This window comes from Kosmotoga pacifica (genome assembly GCF_001027025.1).
GTDB lineage: Bacteria > Thermotogota > Thermotogae > Petrotogales > Kosmotogaceae > Kosmotoga_B > Kosmotoga_B pacifica.
In genome coordinates, this window is the sequence record NZ_CP011232.1 from 991612 (window position 1) to 1009213 (window position 17602).

A 17602-nucleotide genomic window follows, 5' to 3' on the forward strand; every position below is an offset into this window, starting at 1 on the left:
CGATGGAAGCTCTTAAGAGAACACCGCTCTATCAGGAACATCTGCGACTTGGTGGAAAGATGGTGGAGTTTGGTGGTTGGGAAATGCCCGTACAATACGAGTCCATAATCGAGGAACACAAGGTTGTAAGAAATGTTGCCGGAATCTTTGATGTCTCCCATATGGGAGAGATCTCAATAACCGGGAAAGATACTATCCCTTTCGCAGACTATCTGGTAACCAATTCCGTCGCCACTTTGAAGAATGGCGAAATATGTTACACCCCCATGTGCAATGAGCGTGGCGGCGTTGTTGATGATCTACTGGTTTACAGAATAAGCAACAAGAAAGTGATGCTCGTGGTCAACGCTTCAAATATCGAAAAGGACTTCAACTGGGTCCTTGAAAGGGCAAAGGACCATGACTTCGATGTTTCAATCGAAAACATCTCCAACAATGTTGCGCAACTCGCTTTCCAGGGACCCAGGGCCGAAGAGATCCTGAGGGGTATTTCACAGGTGAAGCTCGAAGATATCCCCTTTTATCACTTCGTTTACGGGAAAGTCAACGGAATTGACTGCTTGATTTCCAGAACCGGATATACGGGAGAGGACGGATTTGAGCTCTACATCGATCCTGAAGCCGCTGTTCCCCTGTGGCGAAAGATACTCGAAGTCGGGAAACCTCTCGGAGTAAAACCTGCAGGTCTTGGAGCTAGAGACCTGCTAAGATTCGAAGCCTGTTATATGCTCTATGGCAATGAACTAAGTGACGAAATCTCCCCGCTTGAAGCCGGTCTCAAATGGGCGGTAAAATTGGACAAAGAATTTTATGGTCACAAAGCACTGACTGCACAGCTTGAAAAAGGTCTTGAAAAGAGACTCAGGGGTATAGAACTGATTGACAAAGGCATAGCCAGACATGGATATGAGCTCTATGCCGACGACAAAAAAATTGGCTGGGTGAGCAGTGGAATGATGTCCCCCTCTACAGGGAAAAGGCTCGCTCTGGCCTATGTGGAAAAGGGGTACTGGAAAATTGGAACGGAAGTGTTCGTTAAGATAAGGGATAAATTCGTGAAAGCTAAGATTGTAAAGACACCATTTTATAGAGGTTCAGTGAAGTCGAAAGCTTGAAAGGAGGAGTAACATGAAGAAGTACGCGAAAACTCACGAATGGGTTCTTGTTGAAGGGAATGTAGCGACTGTTGGAGTATCGAATTACGCGCAGGAGCATCTCGGTGATATCGTTTATGTGGAGCTTCCTGAAGCTGGCAAAGAAATCAAGAAAGGAGAAACAGTCTGTACTATTGAATCCGTAAAGGCCGCCAGTGACGTTTACGCTCCCCTCTCTGGAAAAATCATAGAGATCAATGAAGAGCTGGATGCCGCTCCGGAAACGATAAACAGTGATGCTGAGGGTAGTGGCTGGATCTTCAAAATCGAACTCAGTGATCCCGCCGAGCTTGATGGGTTGTTGGATGAGGAGGAGTATAAGAAGTTCTGTGAAGAAGAGGAGGCCTGAAATGAGCCGCTTTCCGTATATTCCCCACACGGAATCTGAAATAAATAAAATGCTTGAATTCATTGGTGTGAAGAATATCGGGGAACTCTTCAATGATGTTCCCCATGTTTTCGATTTTGAATTGAAACTCCCTGACAGCACTGATGAATTCAGCGTGATGCGTGAACTGAAGACTCTCGCACATGAAAATCTCAATCTCAATGAAGTAGCAGTCTTCCGTGGTGCCGGTATATATTACCACTATATCCCTTCTGTGATAAATGCGCTGGCTTCACGTGGTGAGTTTCTGACCGCCTACACTCCATATCAGCCAGAAGTATCACAGGGTACACTTCAGGCGCTCTTTGAATTCCAGACGATGATCTCGGAACTCACAGGTCTTGAGGTAGCAAATTCATCCATGTACGATGGTGCAACTGCCGTCGCCGAAGCCGCTTTAATGGCTGTTCGTGTTAATGGAAGGAACAAGATACTGATCGCAAGGTCTCTCCATCCAGAATATAGGGTAGTCACAAAGACTTATTGTCACTCCCAGAACATCATAGTGGAAGAGATTGAATATTCAAAAGATAAGGGACAGGTTGAACCTGAACACTTGAAAAACCGCCTTGATGATGATGTCTCAGCGGTCATCATAGGATATCCAAATTATTTCGGCATCGTAGAAGATCTGCAGAAAATAAAGGCCCTTTTGGACGAAAAAACTCTCCTCGTTGTGGTAGCAAACCCCATTGCTTTATCTATCTTTGAAGCGCCGGGGATTCTCGGAGCCGATATTGTCGTGGGGGAGGGCCAACCCCTCGGGAATCATCCTAGTCTTGGAGGCCCCGGACTTGGCTTTTTTGCAACAAGGGAGAAATACGTTCGAAAAATGCCCGGAAGGATTATCGGAGAAGCAAAAGACGTGGACGGTAAAACGGGATATGTAATGGTCCTTCAAACGAGAGAACAACATATCAGGAGGAAAAAGGCAACTTCAAATATCTGTTCCAACCACGCTCATAACGCTGTTATCGCTGCAATTTACATGAGCTTGATGGGGAAAGAAGGGCTGAAGGAAGTAGCGTTGAGATCTTACGATAAGGCCCACTACTTATTCAGTCAACTTTCCAATATGGAGGGGGTTAAACCGCTATTTTCAGGCCCTTTCTTCCATGAGTTTGTCGTGAGTGTGGAAGGCCTCACGGTCGGGGAACTCAATAATGAACTGCTAAAGCATAAAATCCTCGGTCCCATGGAGCTTGAAAAGGACTTTCCTGAGCTTGGAAATTCCGCCCTGTTTTGTACCACTGAGGCCGTTCGTAACGAGGACATAGAATTTCTTCTCGGACGTCTGGAGGAGATAATATGACGATATTCGAAAAATCCGTTAAAGGAAGAAAGGGGTATTCGCTTCCTAAAGAAGAACTTCATAGTGAAGCATCTTTTTCAGGGATTCCCGGGCATCTCTTGCGAAAAGATCCCCCCGAACTTCCGGAATGCAGCGAGGTAGATGTGGTGCGTCATTACACGGAGCTGTCCAGAAAAAATTACTCCGTCGACAATGGTTTCTATCCCCTGGGTTCTTGTACTATGAAATATAACCCAAGACTCAACGAAGAAATAGCGTCTTTAGAAGGTTTTTCATACCTCCATCCTTATCAACCAGTTGAAACAATTCAGGGCGTATTGGAGGTTATGTACGATCTCCAGAACATGCTGGCTGAAATAACCGGTATGGACGCCTTTACCCTTCAACCTGCAGCAGGAGCTCATGGCGAACTTACGGGTATGTTGATAGTGAAGAAATATTTTGAACTGAGGGGAGAAACCCAGAGGAAGAAGGTCATCGTTCCCGATTCCGCCCACGGCACAAATCCAGCATCAGCGACGATGGCTGGTTTTGAAGTGGTAGAAATTGCCTCCAACGAATCCGGGCTTGTGGATCTGGACAATCTCAGAGCGGCGCTCGATGACACAATAGCAGCTATAATGCTCACCAATCCCAATACTCTAGGGCTCTTTGAAAAGGACATTCTCGAGATCTCTGAAATGGCGCATAAGAACGGAACATTACTGTATTATGACGGTGCCAACCTCAACGCGATTATGGGGCACGTCAGACCGGGCGACATGGGGTTCGATATCATTCATCTGAACCTTCACAAAACTTTCTCGACACCGCACGGGATGGGTGGTCCAGGAAGCGGTCCGGTAGGCGTTAAAAAACATCTTGAAGGTTTGCTACCTGTACCGGTAGTGAGATTAAATAACGATGGTTATTATCTGGACTATGACCTTCCGAACACTATTGGAAAAGTGAGAAGCTTTTACGGTAATTTCAGGGTTATACTGAAGGCGTACGCATATATAAAGATGCTCGGAAAAGACGGGCTCAAACTGGCCAGCGAAATGGCTGTGTTAAATGCAAACTATTTGAGGGTGAAGCTCTCCAAGCTCATTCCCCCTTCATATCCTGGCACTTGCAAACATGAATTCGTGCTCGATGGGAGCAAACTCCTCAAAGAATATGGTATTAAAACGCTGGATCTTGCAAAACGCCTTCTCGATTATGGATTGCATCCACCAACAGTTTACTTCCCACTGATAGTGCACGAAGCTCTCATGATCGAACCAACAGAAACGGAGAGCAAAGATAACCTTGACAAGTTCGCTGAAACCATAGAGAAAATCGTAGAGGAAGCCAGGAAAGATCCAGAAATATTGAAAAACGCTCCATATACCACACCCGTGAGAAGACTGGATGAGACCACGGCTTCCCGAAAACCAATCTTGAGATGGAGAAGGGAAAAATAAGGACCGGCGGAGCCGGTCCTTATTCATCAGCGAGGTGAAAAAATTGAGGCTCGATAAATTTCTAAAATTAAATAGGATAATTAAGCGTAGGACCCTGGCCAAGGATGCCATAGAGAAGGGATTTGTTCTGAAAAATGGACGTCCAGCAAAACCTGCAAGTGAAATAAACCCCGGGGATGAAATACAGATAGATTTTGCTAACAGAGTCCTGGTAATAAGAGTGATGGAGAATATGGAAATAGAAGTTGTCAGGGAAGAGAAACGCTTTTAACGAGCGCAAATCAACGAATTTCACCCGCTGTTATTTTAATGGTCTTTTCACCGGTTTTCAGCAGTAAATGTTCAGAATTTATCTTCTCGATAACACCCGTAACTTTTTTGCCATCGGGTAAACTCACCGTTATTTCATCGCCTGCTTTATGTATCAGATATTTTTTCCATCTCCTGATGAAATACTTTTTCATCCTCACCTGAAGATATTTCCTGCGCAGACTTTCGAGCTTGTTCAGAAGTTTTTTTAAAACAAAGCCAACTTCATAGTTCCTGGTAGTCGCTTCCTTGAGGGAGATAGCTATTTCCGAGAGCTCCGGCGGGATTTCATTGTGGACGTTGATTCCAATGCCGGTAACAACACCTATTAACTTCTCCCCTTCTGTTACAGCTTCAGTGAGGATTCCAGCGATCTTCCTTCCATTTACATAAACATCATTTGGCCATTTAATCGCTGCATCACATCCCAGTTCCTGAAGTAGTTCAGCGACTCCAACGCTGATTAACTTTGTGTAGTACCCGGTATCCTTAAGCAGTCGCGGTTTAAATACGATGCTGAACCAAAGGCCCCCTCTGCTAGAATGCCATTCTCGGTTAAACCTTCCGTAACCGGCAGATTGCTCCAATGCCCACACAACACTTCCCGATGGTAGCTTCTGAAGGTTTTCAATGGCATATCTATTCGTAGAAGGCAATTCAGTGAAAGAAAAAATCTCTTCGCCTATGACCACTCAATCACTTCCCGTGCCAGAAAGTTCTTTGACATGGATATCGAGCTGTGGGAATGGTATGGAAATACCTCTGGATTTCAGTTCCTTGTAGATTCTACTGGCGATGGCGTTCTGCACATCGAAGTAATTCCGTCTTTCAAACCAGAAATAAAGCTTAAAATCTATGCTCGATGAATTGAAGCCATTAAAAACAACGAAGTTCGAGACAGAATTACCCCTGAAAACCAGTTCCTCTTCGTCTATAACTTTTTTCAGAATTTCCAGCGCTACGGCAACATCCACTTCATATGGAAGTCCGACAATCATTTCCATTCTTCGAACCTTACCAGGCCAGAAATGGACTATTTGACTACTCCAAACTTTCATGTTGGGGATTAGTACCTTCTTTCCGTCGAAAGTCCTGAGAACAGTGTGGTTTAGATTTACTTCCTCGATGGTACCACTGAAATCACCGATTTTGACCACGTCTCCTTCAACAATAGCCCTTCCAACAAGTAGAAATATCCCTGAGAAAACATTCTCAAGAGGTTTCTGAAGTGCGATGCCAACAATGATCCCACTAATTCCTATGCCTGTGATTATGGGAACGAGGTCTTCAAAAACAACACTGAGGATAATCATAGCCGCTAAAAGGAAAAAGACAACATTCAAAACGAGTCTTATGGTGTTGGGGGCTTTGAGTTCTGCATTCTTTCTGGAATAAACTTTCTGAATTATCTTGAAAACGAATTTGGAGCTGTAGTAAGCTGTTAAGAAAATGACCAGACTTACTGTGAGTTTTATAACAATTATAAGCCAACCGCTCATTCGTTTTCCTCCCTGAAAGCATTCTCTACTGAAGGGAAAGAACCATCCTTGACTTCCTGGGCATATTCCATCAAGGCCTTCACGATCTCTTCTCTCAGGTTCGCATACCTTTTCACAAATCGAGGTTTGAACTCAGTATTGATGCCAAGCAAATCATGCCAGACCAGTACCTGTCCATCGCAAAACTTACCCGAACCTATTCCGATGGTAGGGATCTTCACTTCCTCTGTCAGTACCTTTGCTACCTCTTCTACCACCAGTTCCAGCACAATGGCGAACACGCCAGCGTCTTCAAGAGCGTTAACGCTTTCAACCAGTCTCTTAACACTCTTCTCATCGCGACCCTGAACAAAATATCCTCCTATACTATTCACATACTGCGGTGTGAGCCCCACATGCCCCATCACCGGGATGCCATAGTCTGTCAATCTTTTAACGAGAGGAGCAATTTCCGCGCCACCTTCCAACTTTATAGCATTGGCACCAGCTTTTATAAAGAGGCCTGCGTTTCTTATAGCCTCGCTTTCAGAAACCTGATAGGACATAAAGGGCATATCGGCGATTATAAAGGAATTTTGCGCCCCTCTTCTCACTGCTTCAACCACGGGCAAAAGAAGTTCTGTTGAAGCGGGCAAAGTGTTTTTGAGACCAAGCATGACATTAGCATAGGAGTCACCAACGAGGAGAAGATCTATGCCCGCCTCTTCAGCCATTTTTGCCTGAAAATAACTATATACCGTAACCATGGACAATTTTTTCTTTCCCTTTGCACTCAATATCTTCTTAATGTTCAAATTCATCACCCCTCAAACACCAGATCATTTCAGTGAGCTCTTCGTACAATCTACTGAGATGAGGTGAAATTTCAACAAGAGCCTTTTTTTCCCTCTCGATCGTTTCTGTATCATTTCTGGCTGCTGGTCCGCTGAATTCATTGAGAGTACCGGCGTTTAACTTTACTAACAATCCATTCAGATACATTTTAAGGAGTTCGCGAACGACTGTTTCATCAAATCTCAGCTTTTCCACGTACAGGTCACTGGCAACCTTTATAATGAACTGCGAAAAGTTTGACGCGAAGACCGCTGCTGCATGATAAATAAGCTTTCCTTCCGTTGCAATATTAACATATCTCAATCCCTCTTTTTCAGTCAGGGAAGTCAAAAAAGAAATACCCTTCTGGTTCCCTTCTATTCCGAAAATGACTTTGTTGAGGACATTGGGAGAGAGAGAGAAACTAGATATTGATAGGTTAGGATGAAAACTCGCAACACCCTTTCCAGCTTCAGCAGCTTCTTTGAAAACATCAGAACTAACCGAACCACTCAGATGAATAAAATACTCCACTTTCTTATTCACTTTCCAGAGCTTTTGAAAAACCTCTCTGATAACGGAGTCTATGGTAGCTATGAATACCACTCCCTCGAGCTCCGAAAACAAACTAAAGTCTCCGGCTTTGCAACCTGGAATCTCTCTTGCAAGCTTGAATGCCCGCTCTGGTGTTCTATTAATTAGATGTGAGACTGTATAACCTCTACTGTGAAAAAACTTCGCTATAAGAGTTCCAGCTTTTCCAATTCCGACAACAGATATTTTCATCTGATTTCTCCTCCAGTGTTAAAATTATACATCAGGGGACTCACCAGAAGAGGTTAGAACAACAGCCGGAACCAGTGAACCAGCACAATCCAATGAGGAGGTTTTACTTTGAAGTGCAAAAAATGCTCTAAAGAAGCGATAATACACCTTAAACAACATAACATAGCGCTTTGCCCCGAACACTATGAAGAGTTCTTTTACTCCAGAGTAAAAAAGGCCATTGGAAAATATAAAATGCTTGAGCAGGGTTCGAAAATACTTGTTGCCGTTTCAGGCGGCAAAGATAGCTTAGTCTTGTGGGAAGTGCTGAATAATCTGGGCTATAAAGCCGATGGTCTTTACATAGACCTCGGGATTGGAAAATACTCTGAAACTTCAAAATCTAAAGTGGTGGCTTTCGCAATCAAGAGAGGTTTTGAGTACTTTGTTTTCGATGTCAGAGACTACCTCAATGGTCTTTCGACTCCCGAAGCCGCCAGAGTGATGCGCAGAAAGACCTGTTCAGTCTGCGGCCTTGTCAAGAGGTACATCATGAACCGTTTCTCTCACGAAGCTGGTTATGACGTGATAGCTACAGGTCATAATCTGGACGATGAAGCGGCAACTCTATTTGGTAATTTAACCCATTGGCAGCTCGGGTATCTGGAAAAACAATATCCCGTGTTACCAAAAACACATCCGAAACTGACACCGAAAGTGAAACCTCTCGTTTTACTAACTGAAAGGGAAGTGGCGACATTTGCACTCATGAAAGGCATAGACTATATCATGGAGGAATGCCCGGCTTCTCGTGGTGCTTCTTCGATGCTCTACAAAGAATTATTGAACACTCTTGAAATTAAGCAACCTGGTACCAAGCATCGTTTTCTTACAGAGTATTTTAAAGTAAGAAACGTCTTTTCCGGATTCGAAAAAGAAATAGAGTTGAAGGAATGTAAGAACTGTGGTTATCCAACGACCCAGGAACTCTGCTCTTTCTGCAAACTCAGAGAGGGGATAATCAGGAAAAGAAATGAAAAAGAACGTTGAGTTCATCCTGCCGATAAATTTAATACTCCTCATGTTGTTTGGTATGATTACCATATTTAGCGCTACATATGGTAGTAAATTTGCTGACCTCTTTTACAGGCAGCTCTTCTGGGACATTTTGGCATTGTCAGTATTCTTTGTGACTTCGAGAGTGAGTTTCAGATTCTGGAAATCCGTCACTTTCTGGCTGGTTTTATTCTCTCTCCTTTTTTTGGTAATGGTTCTGATGCTACCGCCTGTTTCCGGTTCGAGACGCTGGATAAATCTCGGCATTGCTAGTTTCCAGCCATCTGAAATCGCAAAATTTGTTATAATCCTGTTTCTCGCTAAGGTATATTCGGAGTCGAAAAAGGGAATTCTGACCGGACTCTTCGTTACAGGATTGACAGCTTTTCTGATCTATAAAGAACCTGATCTGGGAATGACTCTCATGATCATGGGAATCTGGTTTTTCATGACCTTTGCCAGCCGAAAATACGACAAGCTGATTCTTCTCGTGCTGATCGCGGGGTTGGTAATTTTGCCTTTGTTCATGGTGTTTGGTCTAGAAGAGTACCAGATGAATAGAATCTTAAGTTTCCTGAACCCCGAAAAGTATGTCTCCAGTTCGGCTTACAACACAGTGCAGGCGATAAGAGCTATAGGATCGGGCGGTCTTACAGGGGAAGGACTGCTCCTCGGAATTATGAATAGGTACGGCTACGTCCCCGCTGACCACACAGATTTCATCTTTTCAGTTGTGGGCGAAGAGTTCGGACTTGTTGGCACTCTTGCACTTCTTCTACTTTATTCAGTGCTGATGTTGAGATTGTGGAAGGCTTCGAAAAAAGCCCCCGATTCATTCTCATTTCTTCTCACTGTGGGAATAATGACCACTTTCTTAATACATATCGTTGAAAACATTGGAATGAACCTTGGATTGCTGCCTGTGACAGGAATTCCTTTGCCTTTTATGAGTTATGGAGGCAGTTCCGTAATGATATTCGCAGCTCAGCTTGGAATGCTGTTCAGGCTGCTATCTATCAATGTTGAGCTTAAATCGAAAGCCAATGAGCTATAATCTAAATATACTGACTATCGGGGAGGTTGCCCTAATGAAGATAGTGGAATCTGTTCCCAATTTTAGCGAAGGAAGAAGGAAAGAGATTATCGAGGCCATTGTTCAAGAAGCAAGGACACTGGATAAAGTCTGGGTTCTAGATTATTCCAGTGATCCAGATCATAACAGATCAGTTGTTACGATAGCCGGTGAGCCAAAGGCCGTAACTGATGCATTGTTTAACATGTCCAAAAAAGCGGTGGAGTTGATTGACCTGAGAAAGCACAGGGGAGAGCACCCAAGGATGGGCGCTGTGGATGTCATTCCCCTCGTGCCCATTATGGGGATTTCAAAAGAAGAATGCGTGGAATTGTCAAAAGAACTTGGGAAGAGAATAGGCGAAGAGCTTAAAATCCCCGTCTATCTCTATGAATCTTCCGCTACTTCAAGAGAGCGTGAAAACCTCTCAGAAATAAGGAAAGGGGAATTTGAAGGTTTTCATGAAAAGATAAAATTGCCCGAATGGAAACCGGATTTCGGACCAGACAAGGTTCATCCCACAGCCGGTGTCGTTGCGGTTGGCTGTCGTGAGTTCTTGATAGCTTTTAACGTAAACCTTGGAACCGATAATATAGAAGTTGCTAGAAAAATAGCAAAAGCCGTCAGGCATATAAGCGGTGGCTTCAGATATGTTAAAGCCCTCGGGTTCAAACTGGAAGAGCGTGGTATAGTACAGGTTTCAATGAACTTGACAAATTACAAAAAGACTCCTATATACAGGGTCTTTGAAGTAATCAAGCTCGAAGCAGAAAGGTATGGCGTTCCTATTGTGGGATCAGAGATCGTTGGTATGGTTCCATTGAACGCACTCCTTAATGTTGCTGACTTTTATTTGCGCCTTGAAGATCACAATCCCAACCTGATTATCGAAAAAAAACTGCTTGATACTATCGCTAAAGAGGTAGACGGCGAATGATACTTGATATTCTTATCGTCGGCCTTGGAGAAGTTGTCTCTCCTCCGTGCCGGGGCCCCGTGCGTGGAGGAGAAATGAGCCAACTCAAAATAAAAAAAGACGTAAATATTGGCATAAAGGATGGGAAGATAGCCTATATTGGCAAAGAGAAGCCATTGAGTTCCAGAGTACTGAATGCAAGTGGATTGGTGGCTCTCCCGGGTTTCATTGATTGTCACACTCACATTCCCTTCACAGGCAGCCGTGGTGAAGAGTTTTTGATGCGGTTGGAAGGTAGAAGTTACATGGAAATTATGGAGAGTGGAGGCGGTATTTTTTCAACTGTTAAATCCGTAAAAACAGCATCAGAGGTACGACTTTTTCAAGATAGCCTGAAGTTACTTGTAGAGATGGCATGCCATGGAATCACGACCGTGGAGGGTAAGAGTGGATATGGCCTCGATGAAGATTCAGAGCTAAAGCAGCTCAGAGTATTAGAACGTTTGAATAGCTCACAACCTCTCGACGTTGTTCCGACATTCCTGGGAGCTCATGCCTTTCCAGAAGGCTTCAATAGCAAGAAGGAATATCTGGAATATTTACTTTCTTTCGTTGATAAAGTAAAGGAATACACCGATACAGCTGACATATTCTGCGAAAAAGGTGTTTTTGAACCTGAAGACAGCAAGCCGTTTTTGAAAAAATTGAAGGCTAAAGGTTTCAGAATAAGACTCCATGCCGACGAATTGGCATCTTCTGGCGGCGGAAAACTCGCTGTAGAGCTTGGAGCTGTTTCTGCTGATCATCTAATTTCCGCAGACGAAGAAACTCTCAAAACCATCGCTGGTAGCAGTGTAACAGCTGTATTGTTACCCGGGACTTCCTTTTTTCTCAGGGAAAGGTACGCGAGGGGCGATTTCCTGATAGCAAACAATGGGATTGTTGCCTTAGCGTCTGATTTCAATCCCGGTTCGTGTAATATCTATGATCCACTTATGATAATGCACCTAGCCGTTTCGCACAACGGATTAAAAGTAGAAGAAGCGATAACCGCGTATACTGCAAACAGTGCTCATGTTTTGAACATGGCTCATCGCAAAGGATTGATAGAAGTAGGCTACGATGCAGATCTTGTGATTCTCGATCTGGAAAGTTACCGTGAACTTCCCTACATGTTCTCAAGAGATATCATCGTCGCCACTGTAAAGGCGGGAAGAGTGATCTCTGGTGAACTTTGAAATTGTGGTAACGGGAAAATTGAAGACGGATTTTATCAAAATTGGTGTCGAGCGTTATTTGAAGTGGTTGTCTCCCTATGCCGGGGTAAACGTAAGGAGTTTACCTCTGGGTAGAGGGAAAAACATCGAAGAAGTAAAGAAGGAAGAGGCGAAGAGATATATCGAATTGTTGAAAGGCGAAAAGCATGTGGTTGTTCTCCATGAAAAGGGAAAGGAGCTTTCTTCTGTTCAATTTGCAACAAGAATAAAAACATGGCAAAATAGTAGTGTTAAGAAGGTATACTTTCTAATAGGTGGACCCTATGGATTCGCAGAAGAGATATTAGAGAGTGGGTGGGAACTCTTTTCATTATCGAGGTTAACATTCACCCACGAAATGGCGTTATTACTTCTTCTGGAGCAATTATACAGGGCGGAGACCATACTTAAAGGAAAAACATATCACTATTGATCTGGAGGTGTTAATTCACAGTGGAAGACCCAGCCAGTACTGGTGATCCTCTCTCGTTGTTATTGAACTTTCTGTTCCTAGTTTTTTTGATCTATCTTTCCGGTCTTTTTTCCGGTTCTGAGACGGCTTTGACCTCTGTAAGCAGGCTCAAACTGAGGAAACTCCTAAAAGAAGAGAAAAACAAGTCCATGCAACAGGTTCTTCAGACATCACTCGAAAAGCCCAACAAGATGCTCACAGCGATTCTCATAATGAATAATCTTGTTAATATCCTCGCTTCCTCAGAAGCAACGCTTCTCATGCTAAAACTTCTACCCCAGAGCGCTCAGGGAACCGCAGCAGCGATAGTGACAGGTGTGATGACTTTTCTGATCCTCGTTTTCGGCGAAATAACACCTAAAATTCATGCCAGAGAAAATTCCGAAAAAGTGTTCAGAAAAGTTATTGGATTCATATCATTCGTAACCTCCGCGTTGACACCAATTATATGGCTTCTAATGAAAATCTCAAATCTTCTAATAGCCATGAGAGGCGGAAAACGGGTCAGTGAAACCCCATTCATAACAGAAGATGAGATAATCTCAGCGGTAGATGTTGGACATGAAGAGGGGGTGCTTTTGCCGGAAGAACGACGAATGATGAAGATGACACTCGAACTGAAAGATACCTCAGTTAAAGAAATAATGACACCAAGGGTCGAAATGGTTTGTATAGAAGAAGATGCAATGCTCAGAGAACTCTTGAACCTCGTTCACGAGGAAGGCTATTCAAGAATACCAGTTTACAGGGAGAACATAGACCGTATCGTTGGAGTCTGTTATGCAAAAGACATTATCGGTTATATCGCTGAAAGAAATGATCCAGAAAAGATTCTGGATACTATCCCTGTGAAGGAAATCATGAGAGTGCCTTTCTTTATTCCGGAAACTAAGAAAATACACGATCTTCTGAAAGAATTCAAGCAAAAGAAGATTCATCTTGCGATCGTCGTGGATGAGTATGGTGGAACAGCAGGTTTGGTATCTATGGAGGACATCCTCGAGGAGTTCACCGGAGAGATACTGGATGAATACGATGTAGAGTCGGAAGAGATCAACATAGAAAAAATAGACAAGAACACATATATAATAGATGGTATGACACCTATAAACGATATCGAAAGGGAGCTCGATCTGAAGTTTCCGGAAACAGAGTTTGAAACCGTGGGAGGATACCTGCTTGAGGTACTGGAAAGATTCCCGGACGTCGGAGAGATAATCAGTATCGATGGATTCATTTTCGAAATCATCGCCATAGGGAAGAACCGCATTGAAAAGATAAAGCTCACTATTGAACGGGGGAAAGAAGATGTTGAAGGAAATGGAAAAAAGAACTCTGATTGAGAAAGCTTTAGAAGCGAAGAGAAATTCCTATTCCCCGTACTCGAAGTTCGCCGTGGGTGCAGCATTGCTTACGGAGGATGGGGAGATATTTCAGGGTGCGAATGTGGAAAACGCGTCTATAGGTCTTACCATATGTGCAGAACGAAGCGCAATTGTGTCCGCAGTGAGTCACGGGAAAACGAAGTTCAGGGCAATTGCGATAGTGGGGTCGCAAAAATCACCTACCCCACCCTGTGGAGCGTGTCGTCAATTCATGGCCGAATTTGGAGATTTCACGGTCCTACTCATAGGTGAAAACGAAATACTCGAAACCACCGTCTTTGAATTGTTACCTTTACAATTCAACTTAGAAGGAGAATGAATGTGGAAAAATCACTGAAGTGTGAAAATATTTTCAATGGCAACATTATAAAAGTTGAAAGACACAGAGTTGAGCTTCAAGACGGTTCTGAAAGCTACAGGGAAGTGGTACGACACAAGGGAGCTGTCGCGGTCGTGCCGGTTTTTGAAGACAAAGTTGTCCTGGTAAAACAATTCAGGTTCCCTGTCAATGAAGAACTGCTCGAAATCCCCGCAGGAAAGCTCGAAGAAGGTGAGGACCCTTACGATTGCGCCATAAGAGAACTGAAGGAAGAGACTGGATTTGTCGCTCAGGAGATTCAGAAAATAGGCGAACTATATACTTCACCGGGATTCTCAGACGAGAAAATTCACATATTTCTCGCCAGAGTGGTTCCTTATGGCGAGCCCGAACCCGATTTTGGAGAGTTCATTGAAAAGGTAGAGCTCCCCTTTCAGGACATTGTAAAACTGATCATTTCGGGTAAAATTTTAGATGGAAAGACCGTTGCTGGAATACTTCTCTCTGAAAAATATCTATCAGGTGGTGAAGAAAATGACTAGAGTAAGGTTCGCTCCAAGTCCGACCGGTCATCTACATGTTGGAGGAGCCAGGACGGCTCTTTTTAATTATCTTTATGCCAAACACACTGATGGCAAATTTGTGCTGAGAATAGAAGATACCGATATCGAAAGATCCACGAAGGAATCTGAGGAGAAACTGATTGAATCTCTGCTATGGCTGGGAATTTCCTGGGATGAAGGCCCGGATATCGGGGGACCGTTTGGTCCATACAGGCAAAGCGAGAGAAAATTAATATACAAACAAATGGCTGAGCAACTGCTCAGAGAGGGAAAAGCCTATGAAGTCTACGCTTATCCGGATGAGATCAAAGCGCTGCATGATAAATTGATGGCTCAGGGGAAGCCACCACACTACAGTGAAGAGATGTTCAAAGAATTCGATACTCCAAGTAGACGAAGAGAATTCGAACAGAAAGGGCTTACACCAGCCATTTTTTTCAAGATACCCAGGAAAGATTTCGCTTTTTTCGATCTCGTAAAGGGAGAAGTAATTTTCAAAGAAGGCTCGCTGGGAGATTTCACCATAATGAGGTCAAACGGTCTGCCGATTTATAATTTTGCTGTCGTTGTAGACGATATGTTAATGGAGATAAGTCATGTGATCAGAGGGGATGACCACCTCCCCAATACCCTTAAACAACTGGCTCTCTACGAAGCATTCGGAGTTATTCCACCAAAATTTGCCCATGTATCGATGATTCTTGGTCCGGATGGGAAAAAGCTTAGCAAACGACATGGAGCTACATCAGTGGAAGAGTTCAGGGATAGAGGATTCTTACCTGAAGCTCTTGTGAATTACCTCGTACTGCTGGGATGGTCTCATCCGGATGGAAAGGAAATAATGACAATTAACGAAATGATCAAAGAGTTCTCAGTCGAAAGGCTTAACTCCAGCGCGGCGGTTTTCGATGAAGCCAAAGCGAGATGGATGAACGGAATCTATATCAGGGAAGCCGATACGGAAAGATTAACCGAACTTTCCATACCGTACATCGTTTCTTCTGGATTGATGACGGAAGAGGAAGCGAGGTCAAATATAAAATGGCTCAGAAAAGCTATCGAGTCTGTGAAGAAGAGTGTCGACGAACTCTCAGAAATACCTCAAAAGCTGGCTGTCTATTTCGAAGAACCGGAACCATATAAAATAAGCAGTACAGACGAAAACACAAAGACCCTCATTAAAATATTCTTCGCCATGCGTGATGCATTCGATGTGCTGGATTCGTGGGATCACAACTCCGTTGTAAGTACGATCAAGAAAATCCTGAAAGAGTACAAGCCGGACAGAAAATTGTTTTATTCTACTCTAAGGAAGATCCTCACCGGAAAAGATGAAGGCCCAGAACTTGTGGAAATACTCTTCTTGCTCGGTAGAAATAAAGTAATTGACCGGATAGAGAAGGCGGTGATCGATCAGTGATTCGTATCACAAACACATTGACAGGCAAAAAAGAAGAGTTTATCCCGCAAAAAGAAGGCGAAGTGAGGATATACGTCTGCGGTCCCACAGTTTACAATTTCGTACACCTCGGGAATAGTAGACCGGCCATTACTTTTGACGCGTTCAGGAGATATCTTGAGTATCGTGGTTATAAAGTCATACTCACTCAGAACTTCACGGACATAGATGACAAAATCATCGTTAAAGCCATCGAAGAGGGTGTGAACGCTACTGAAATAGCAGAACGCTATATCGTCCAGTACTGGAAGGATTCTATGGCTCTGGGTATAAGGCCTGCTAATTTCCATCCGCGGACGACACACTATGTTGATGAGATAATTGAGTTCATTCAGGACTTAATTGCCAAAGGATATGCATATGTTGCGGACGGCGATGTTTATTTTGATGTCTCCGCCTTCGATGATTACGGAAGGCTCTCCGGGAGAAAATTGGAAGAACTCATAGTGGGTGCCAGGATACAACCAGGTGAAAAAAAGAAGTCCCCTGAAGACTTCGCGCTATGGAAAGCAGCAAAGGAAAATGAACCCTATTGGGAGAGTCCCTGGGGTAAAGGAAGACCTGGTTGGCACATTGAGTGTTCCGTCATGTCTACCTGTATACTCGGCGAGACTTTCGATATTCATGCCGGTGGCTCTGACCTCATATTTCCGCATCATGAGAATGAACGTGCACAATCTGAAGCAAGGTACGGAAAAACCTTTGCAAGATATTGGATGCACAATGGTATGATGAGGTTCGCCGGATCCAAGATGTCCAAATCCCTCGGAAATTTTATAACAATAAAGGAAGCGGTGAGGAAGTATGGGAAAGACGCTGTTAGATACTTCATCTTCTCCAAGCACTATCGTTCACCCATCGATTACTCCGAGGAAATGCTTCAGGAAACCAAAACGGCGGTTTCCAGAGGTAACAAGATATTGAACGACTTTGAAGCCAATCTTGACGAGAGTCACCCCTTCGCCAGAAAATCACCCTGGATGGAAGAGAAAATCGCCGAATTTACCGAATATCTGGATGATGACTTCAACACTCCGAAAGCGCTATCTTTGATTTTTGAATTGATAAACGAAATTGTGAATTCGACCGATGAGCAGAGAAAGTTTGAAGCTTATCACCTTGTAAGAAACGAATTCGGACCTGTCCTAGGTCTGTTCGATATCCCTGAAAGTCAGAGTTTTGATCTTGACGGTCTTGTACAGATCCTCATAGACTTGAGGGGACAGTTCAGAAAGGAAAAAAATTTCGAAAAGTCTGATGAGATAAGAGACAGATTGATGAATCTTGGTATCAAGCTGATGGACACACCAGAAGGCACAAAATGGACGCTTTGATATTTTGACTAATAAAAGAGCCACCCTGAAAGGGTGGTTCCTTTTTATAGTATACACTTGACTATCTAAATCTTGAAATGGTATA

General features: G+C 43.6%; 19 protein-coding genes. 15 read left to right on the forward strand and 4 right to left on the reverse strand.

The window, feature by feature from the left end; all coding sequences use genetic code 11:
* Positions 1-2: 2 nt before the first annotated feature.
* Genes gcvT through IX53_RS04590 form a run of 5 tightly spaced genes read left to right on the forward strand, consistent with a single transcriptional unit; the run spans position 3 to position 4570 of the window.
* Complete coding sequence (gene gcvT / locus IX53_RS04570) at positions 3-1115, forward strand: glycine cleavage system aminomethyltransferase GcvT (RefSeq protein WP_047754339.1); 1113 nt, start codon at positions 3-5, stop codon at positions 1113-1115.
* A gap of 13 nt (positions 1116-1128) precedes the next feature.
* A complete protein-coding gene (gcvH, locus tag IX53_RS04575; protein ID WP_047754340.1) occupies positions 1129-1503 on the forward strand; it encodes a glycine cleavage system protein GcvH in 375 nt (124 codons plus the stop codon).
* Between the two features lies 1 nt (position 1504).
* Positions 1505-2854: an aminomethyl-transferring glycine dehydrogenase subunit GcvPA gene (gene gcvPA / locus IX53_RS04580; protein WP_047754341.1), complete on the forward strand. Its 1350-nt coding sequence runs from the start codon at positions 1505-1507 to the stop codon at positions 2852-2854.
* Complete coding sequence (gcvPB, locus tag IX53_RS04585) at positions 2851-4299, forward strand: aminomethyl-transferring glycine dehydrogenase subunit GcvPB (protein WP_047754342.1); 1449 nt, start codon at positions 2851-2853, stop codon at positions 4297-4299. Before gcvPA ends, gcvPB begins: the two co-directional genes overlap by 4 nt.
* A gap of 34 nt (positions 4300-4333) precedes the next feature.
* Positions 4334-4570 carry a S4 domain-containing protein gene (locus IX53_RS04590; RefSeq protein ID WP_245612766.1) on the forward strand — a complete coding sequence of 79 codons (237 nt, stop codon included), beginning with the start codon at positions 4334-4336 and terminating at the stop codon, positions 4568-4570.
* A gap of 10 nt (positions 4571-4580) precedes the next feature.
* Here IX53_RS04590 and IX53_RS04595 read toward each other — a convergent pair whose 3' ends face one another.
* The 4 genes from IX53_RS04595 to IX53_RS04610 are packed head-to-tail and all read right to left on the reverse strand — an operon-like array spanning position 4581 to position 7706.
* On the reverse strand, positions 4581-5300 hold the full coding sequence (locus IX53_RS04595) for a biotin--[acetyl-CoA-carboxylase] ligase (RefSeq protein WP_047754344.1): 720 nt from the start codon (positions 5298-5300) through the stop codon (positions 4581-4583).
* Positions 5301-6107: a mechanosensitive ion channel family protein gene (locus tag IX53_RS04600; protein WP_053001185.1), complete on the reverse strand. Its 807-nt coding sequence runs from the start codon at positions 6105-6107 to the stop codon at positions 5301-5303.
* Positions 6104-6901: a 3-methyl-2-oxobutanoate hydroxymethyltransferase gene (panB, locus tag IX53_RS04605; RefSeq protein ID WP_047754345.1), complete on the reverse strand. Its 798-nt coding sequence runs from the start codon at positions 6899-6901 to the stop codon at positions 6104-6106. Before panB ends, IX53_RS04600 begins: the two co-directional genes overlap by 4 nt.
* A complete protein-coding gene (locus tag IX53_RS04610) occupies positions 6891-7706 on the reverse strand; it encodes a Rossmann-like and DUF2520 domain-containing protein (RefSeq protein ID WP_047754346.1) in 816 nt (271 codons plus the stop codon). The genes panB and IX53_RS04610 overlap by 11 nt, the downstream gene beginning before the upstream one ends.
* Before the next feature lie 108 nt (positions 7707-7814).
* Between IX53_RS04610 and IX53_RS04615 the strand changes: the two genes are divergently transcribed.
* From IX53_RS04615 to cysS, 10 genes are read left to right on the forward strand one after another with little or no spacing between them, the layout of a single operon-like run.
* Positions 7815-8735 carry a TIGR00269 family protein gene (locus tag IX53_RS04615; RefSeq protein WP_047754347.1) on the forward strand — a complete coding sequence of 307 codons (921 nt, stop codon included), beginning with the start codon at positions 7815-7817 and terminating at the stop codon, positions 8733-8735.
* The gene (locus IX53_RS04620) at positions 8719-9795 is read left to right on the forward strand and encodes an FtsW/RodA/SpoVE family cell cycle protein (RefSeq protein ID WP_047754348.1); all 1077 of its coding nucleotides are present in this window, start codon (positions 8719-8721) and stop codon (positions 9793-9795) included. Before IX53_RS04615 ends, IX53_RS04620 begins: the two co-directional genes overlap by 17 nt.
* A gap of 34 nt (positions 9796-9829) precedes the next feature.
* Complete coding sequence (ftcD, locus tag IX53_RS04625) at positions 9830-10750, forward strand: glutamate formimidoyltransferase (protein WP_047754349.1); 921 nt, start codon at positions 9830-9832, stop codon at positions 10748-10750.
* Positions 10747-11967, forward strand: coding sequence for an imidazolonepropionase (hutI, locus tag IX53_RS04630; protein ID WP_047754350.1), 1221 nt, complete (start codon positions 10747-10749; stop codon positions 11965-11967). Before ftcD ends, hutI begins: the two co-directional genes overlap by 4 nt.
* Positions 11957-12418: a 23S rRNA (pseudouridine(1915)-N(3))-methyltransferase RlmH gene (locus IX53_RS04635; RefSeq protein ID WP_053001186.1), complete on the forward strand. Its 462-nt coding sequence runs from the start codon at positions 11957-11959 to the stop codon at positions 12416-12418. The genes hutI and IX53_RS04635 overlap by 11 nt, the downstream gene beginning before the upstream one ends.
* A gap of 20 nt (positions 12419-12438) precedes the next feature.
* Positions 12439-13800: a hemolysin family protein gene (locus IX53_RS04640; protein ID WP_047754351.1), complete on the forward strand. Its 1362-nt coding sequence runs from the start codon at positions 12439-12441 to the stop codon at positions 13798-13800.
* Positions 13766-14161, forward strand: coding sequence for a cytidine deaminase (locus IX53_RS04645; protein ID WP_047754352.1), 396 nt, complete (start codon positions 13766-13768; stop codon positions 14159-14161). Before IX53_RS04640 ends, IX53_RS04645 begins: the two co-directional genes overlap by 35 nt.
* Before the next feature lie 2 nt (positions 14162-14163).
* A complete protein-coding gene (locus IX53_RS04650) occupies positions 14164-14703 on the forward strand; it encodes an NUDIX domain-containing protein (protein WP_047754353.1) in 540 nt (179 codons plus the stop codon).
* Positions 14696-16144, forward strand: a complete 1449-nt coding sequence (gltX, locus tag IX53_RS04655) for a glutamate--tRNA ligase (RefSeq protein WP_047754354.1) — start codon at positions 14696-14698, stop codon at positions 16142-16144. The genes IX53_RS04650 and gltX overlap by 8 nt, the downstream gene beginning before the upstream one ends.
* Positions 16144-17517 carry a cysteine--tRNA ligase gene (gene cysS, locus IX53_RS04660; protein ID WP_047755452.1) on the forward strand — a complete coding sequence of 458 codons (1374 nt, stop codon included), beginning with the start codon at positions 16144-16146 and terminating at the stop codon, positions 17515-17517. The genes gltX and cysS overlap by 1 nt, the downstream gene beginning before the upstream one ends.
* Positions 17518-17602 lie beyond the last annotated feature (85 nt).

What these genes read in the sequence shown, in the direction of transcription:
- gcvT (WP_047754339.1), top strand. Translation starts at nt 3, where the DNA reads ATGGAAGCTCTTAAGAGAACACCGCTCTATCAGGAACATCTGCGACTT.
- gcvH (WP_047754340.1), top strand. Translation starts at nt 1,129, where the DNA reads ATGAAGAAGTACGCGAAAACTCACGAATGGGTTCTTGTTGAAGGGAAT.
- gcvPA (WP_047754341.1), top strand. Translation starts at nt 1,505, where the DNA reads ATGAGCCGCTTTCCGTATATTCCCCACACGGAATCTGAAATAAATAAA.
- gcvPB (WP_047754342.1), top strand. Translation starts at nt 2,851, where the DNA reads ATGACGATATTCGAAAAATCCGTTAAAGGAAGAAAGGGGTATTCGCTT.
- IX53_RS04600 (WP_053001185.1), bottom strand. Translation starts at nt 6,107, where the DNA reads ATGAGCGGTTGGCTTATAATTGTTATAAAACTCACAGTAAGTCTGGTC.
- IX53_RS04610 (WP_047754346.1), bottom strand. Translation starts at nt 7,706, where the DNA reads ATGAAAATATCTGTTGTCGGAATTGGAAAAGCTGGAACTCTTATAGCG.
- IX53_RS04620 (WP_047754348.1), top strand. Translation starts at nt 8,719, where the DNA reads ATGAAAAAGAACGTTGAGTTCATCCTGCCGATAAATTTAATACTCCTC.
- ftcD (WP_047754349.1), top strand. Translation starts at nt 9,830, where the DNA reads ATGAAGATAGTGGAATCTGTTCCCAATTTTAGCGAAGGAAGAAGGAAA.
- hutI (WP_047754350.1), top strand. Translation starts at nt 10,747, where the DNA reads ATGATACTTGATATTCTTATCGTCGGCCTTGGAGAAGTTGTCTCTCCT.
- IX53_RS04645 (WP_047754352.1), top strand. Translation starts at nt 13,766, where the DNA reads ATGTTGAAGGAAATGGAAAAAAGAACTCTGATTGAGAAAGCTTTAGAA.
- gltX (WP_047754354.1), top strand. Translation starts at nt 14,696, where the DNA reads ATGACTAGAGTAAGGTTCGCTCCAAGTCCGACCGGTCATCTACATGTT.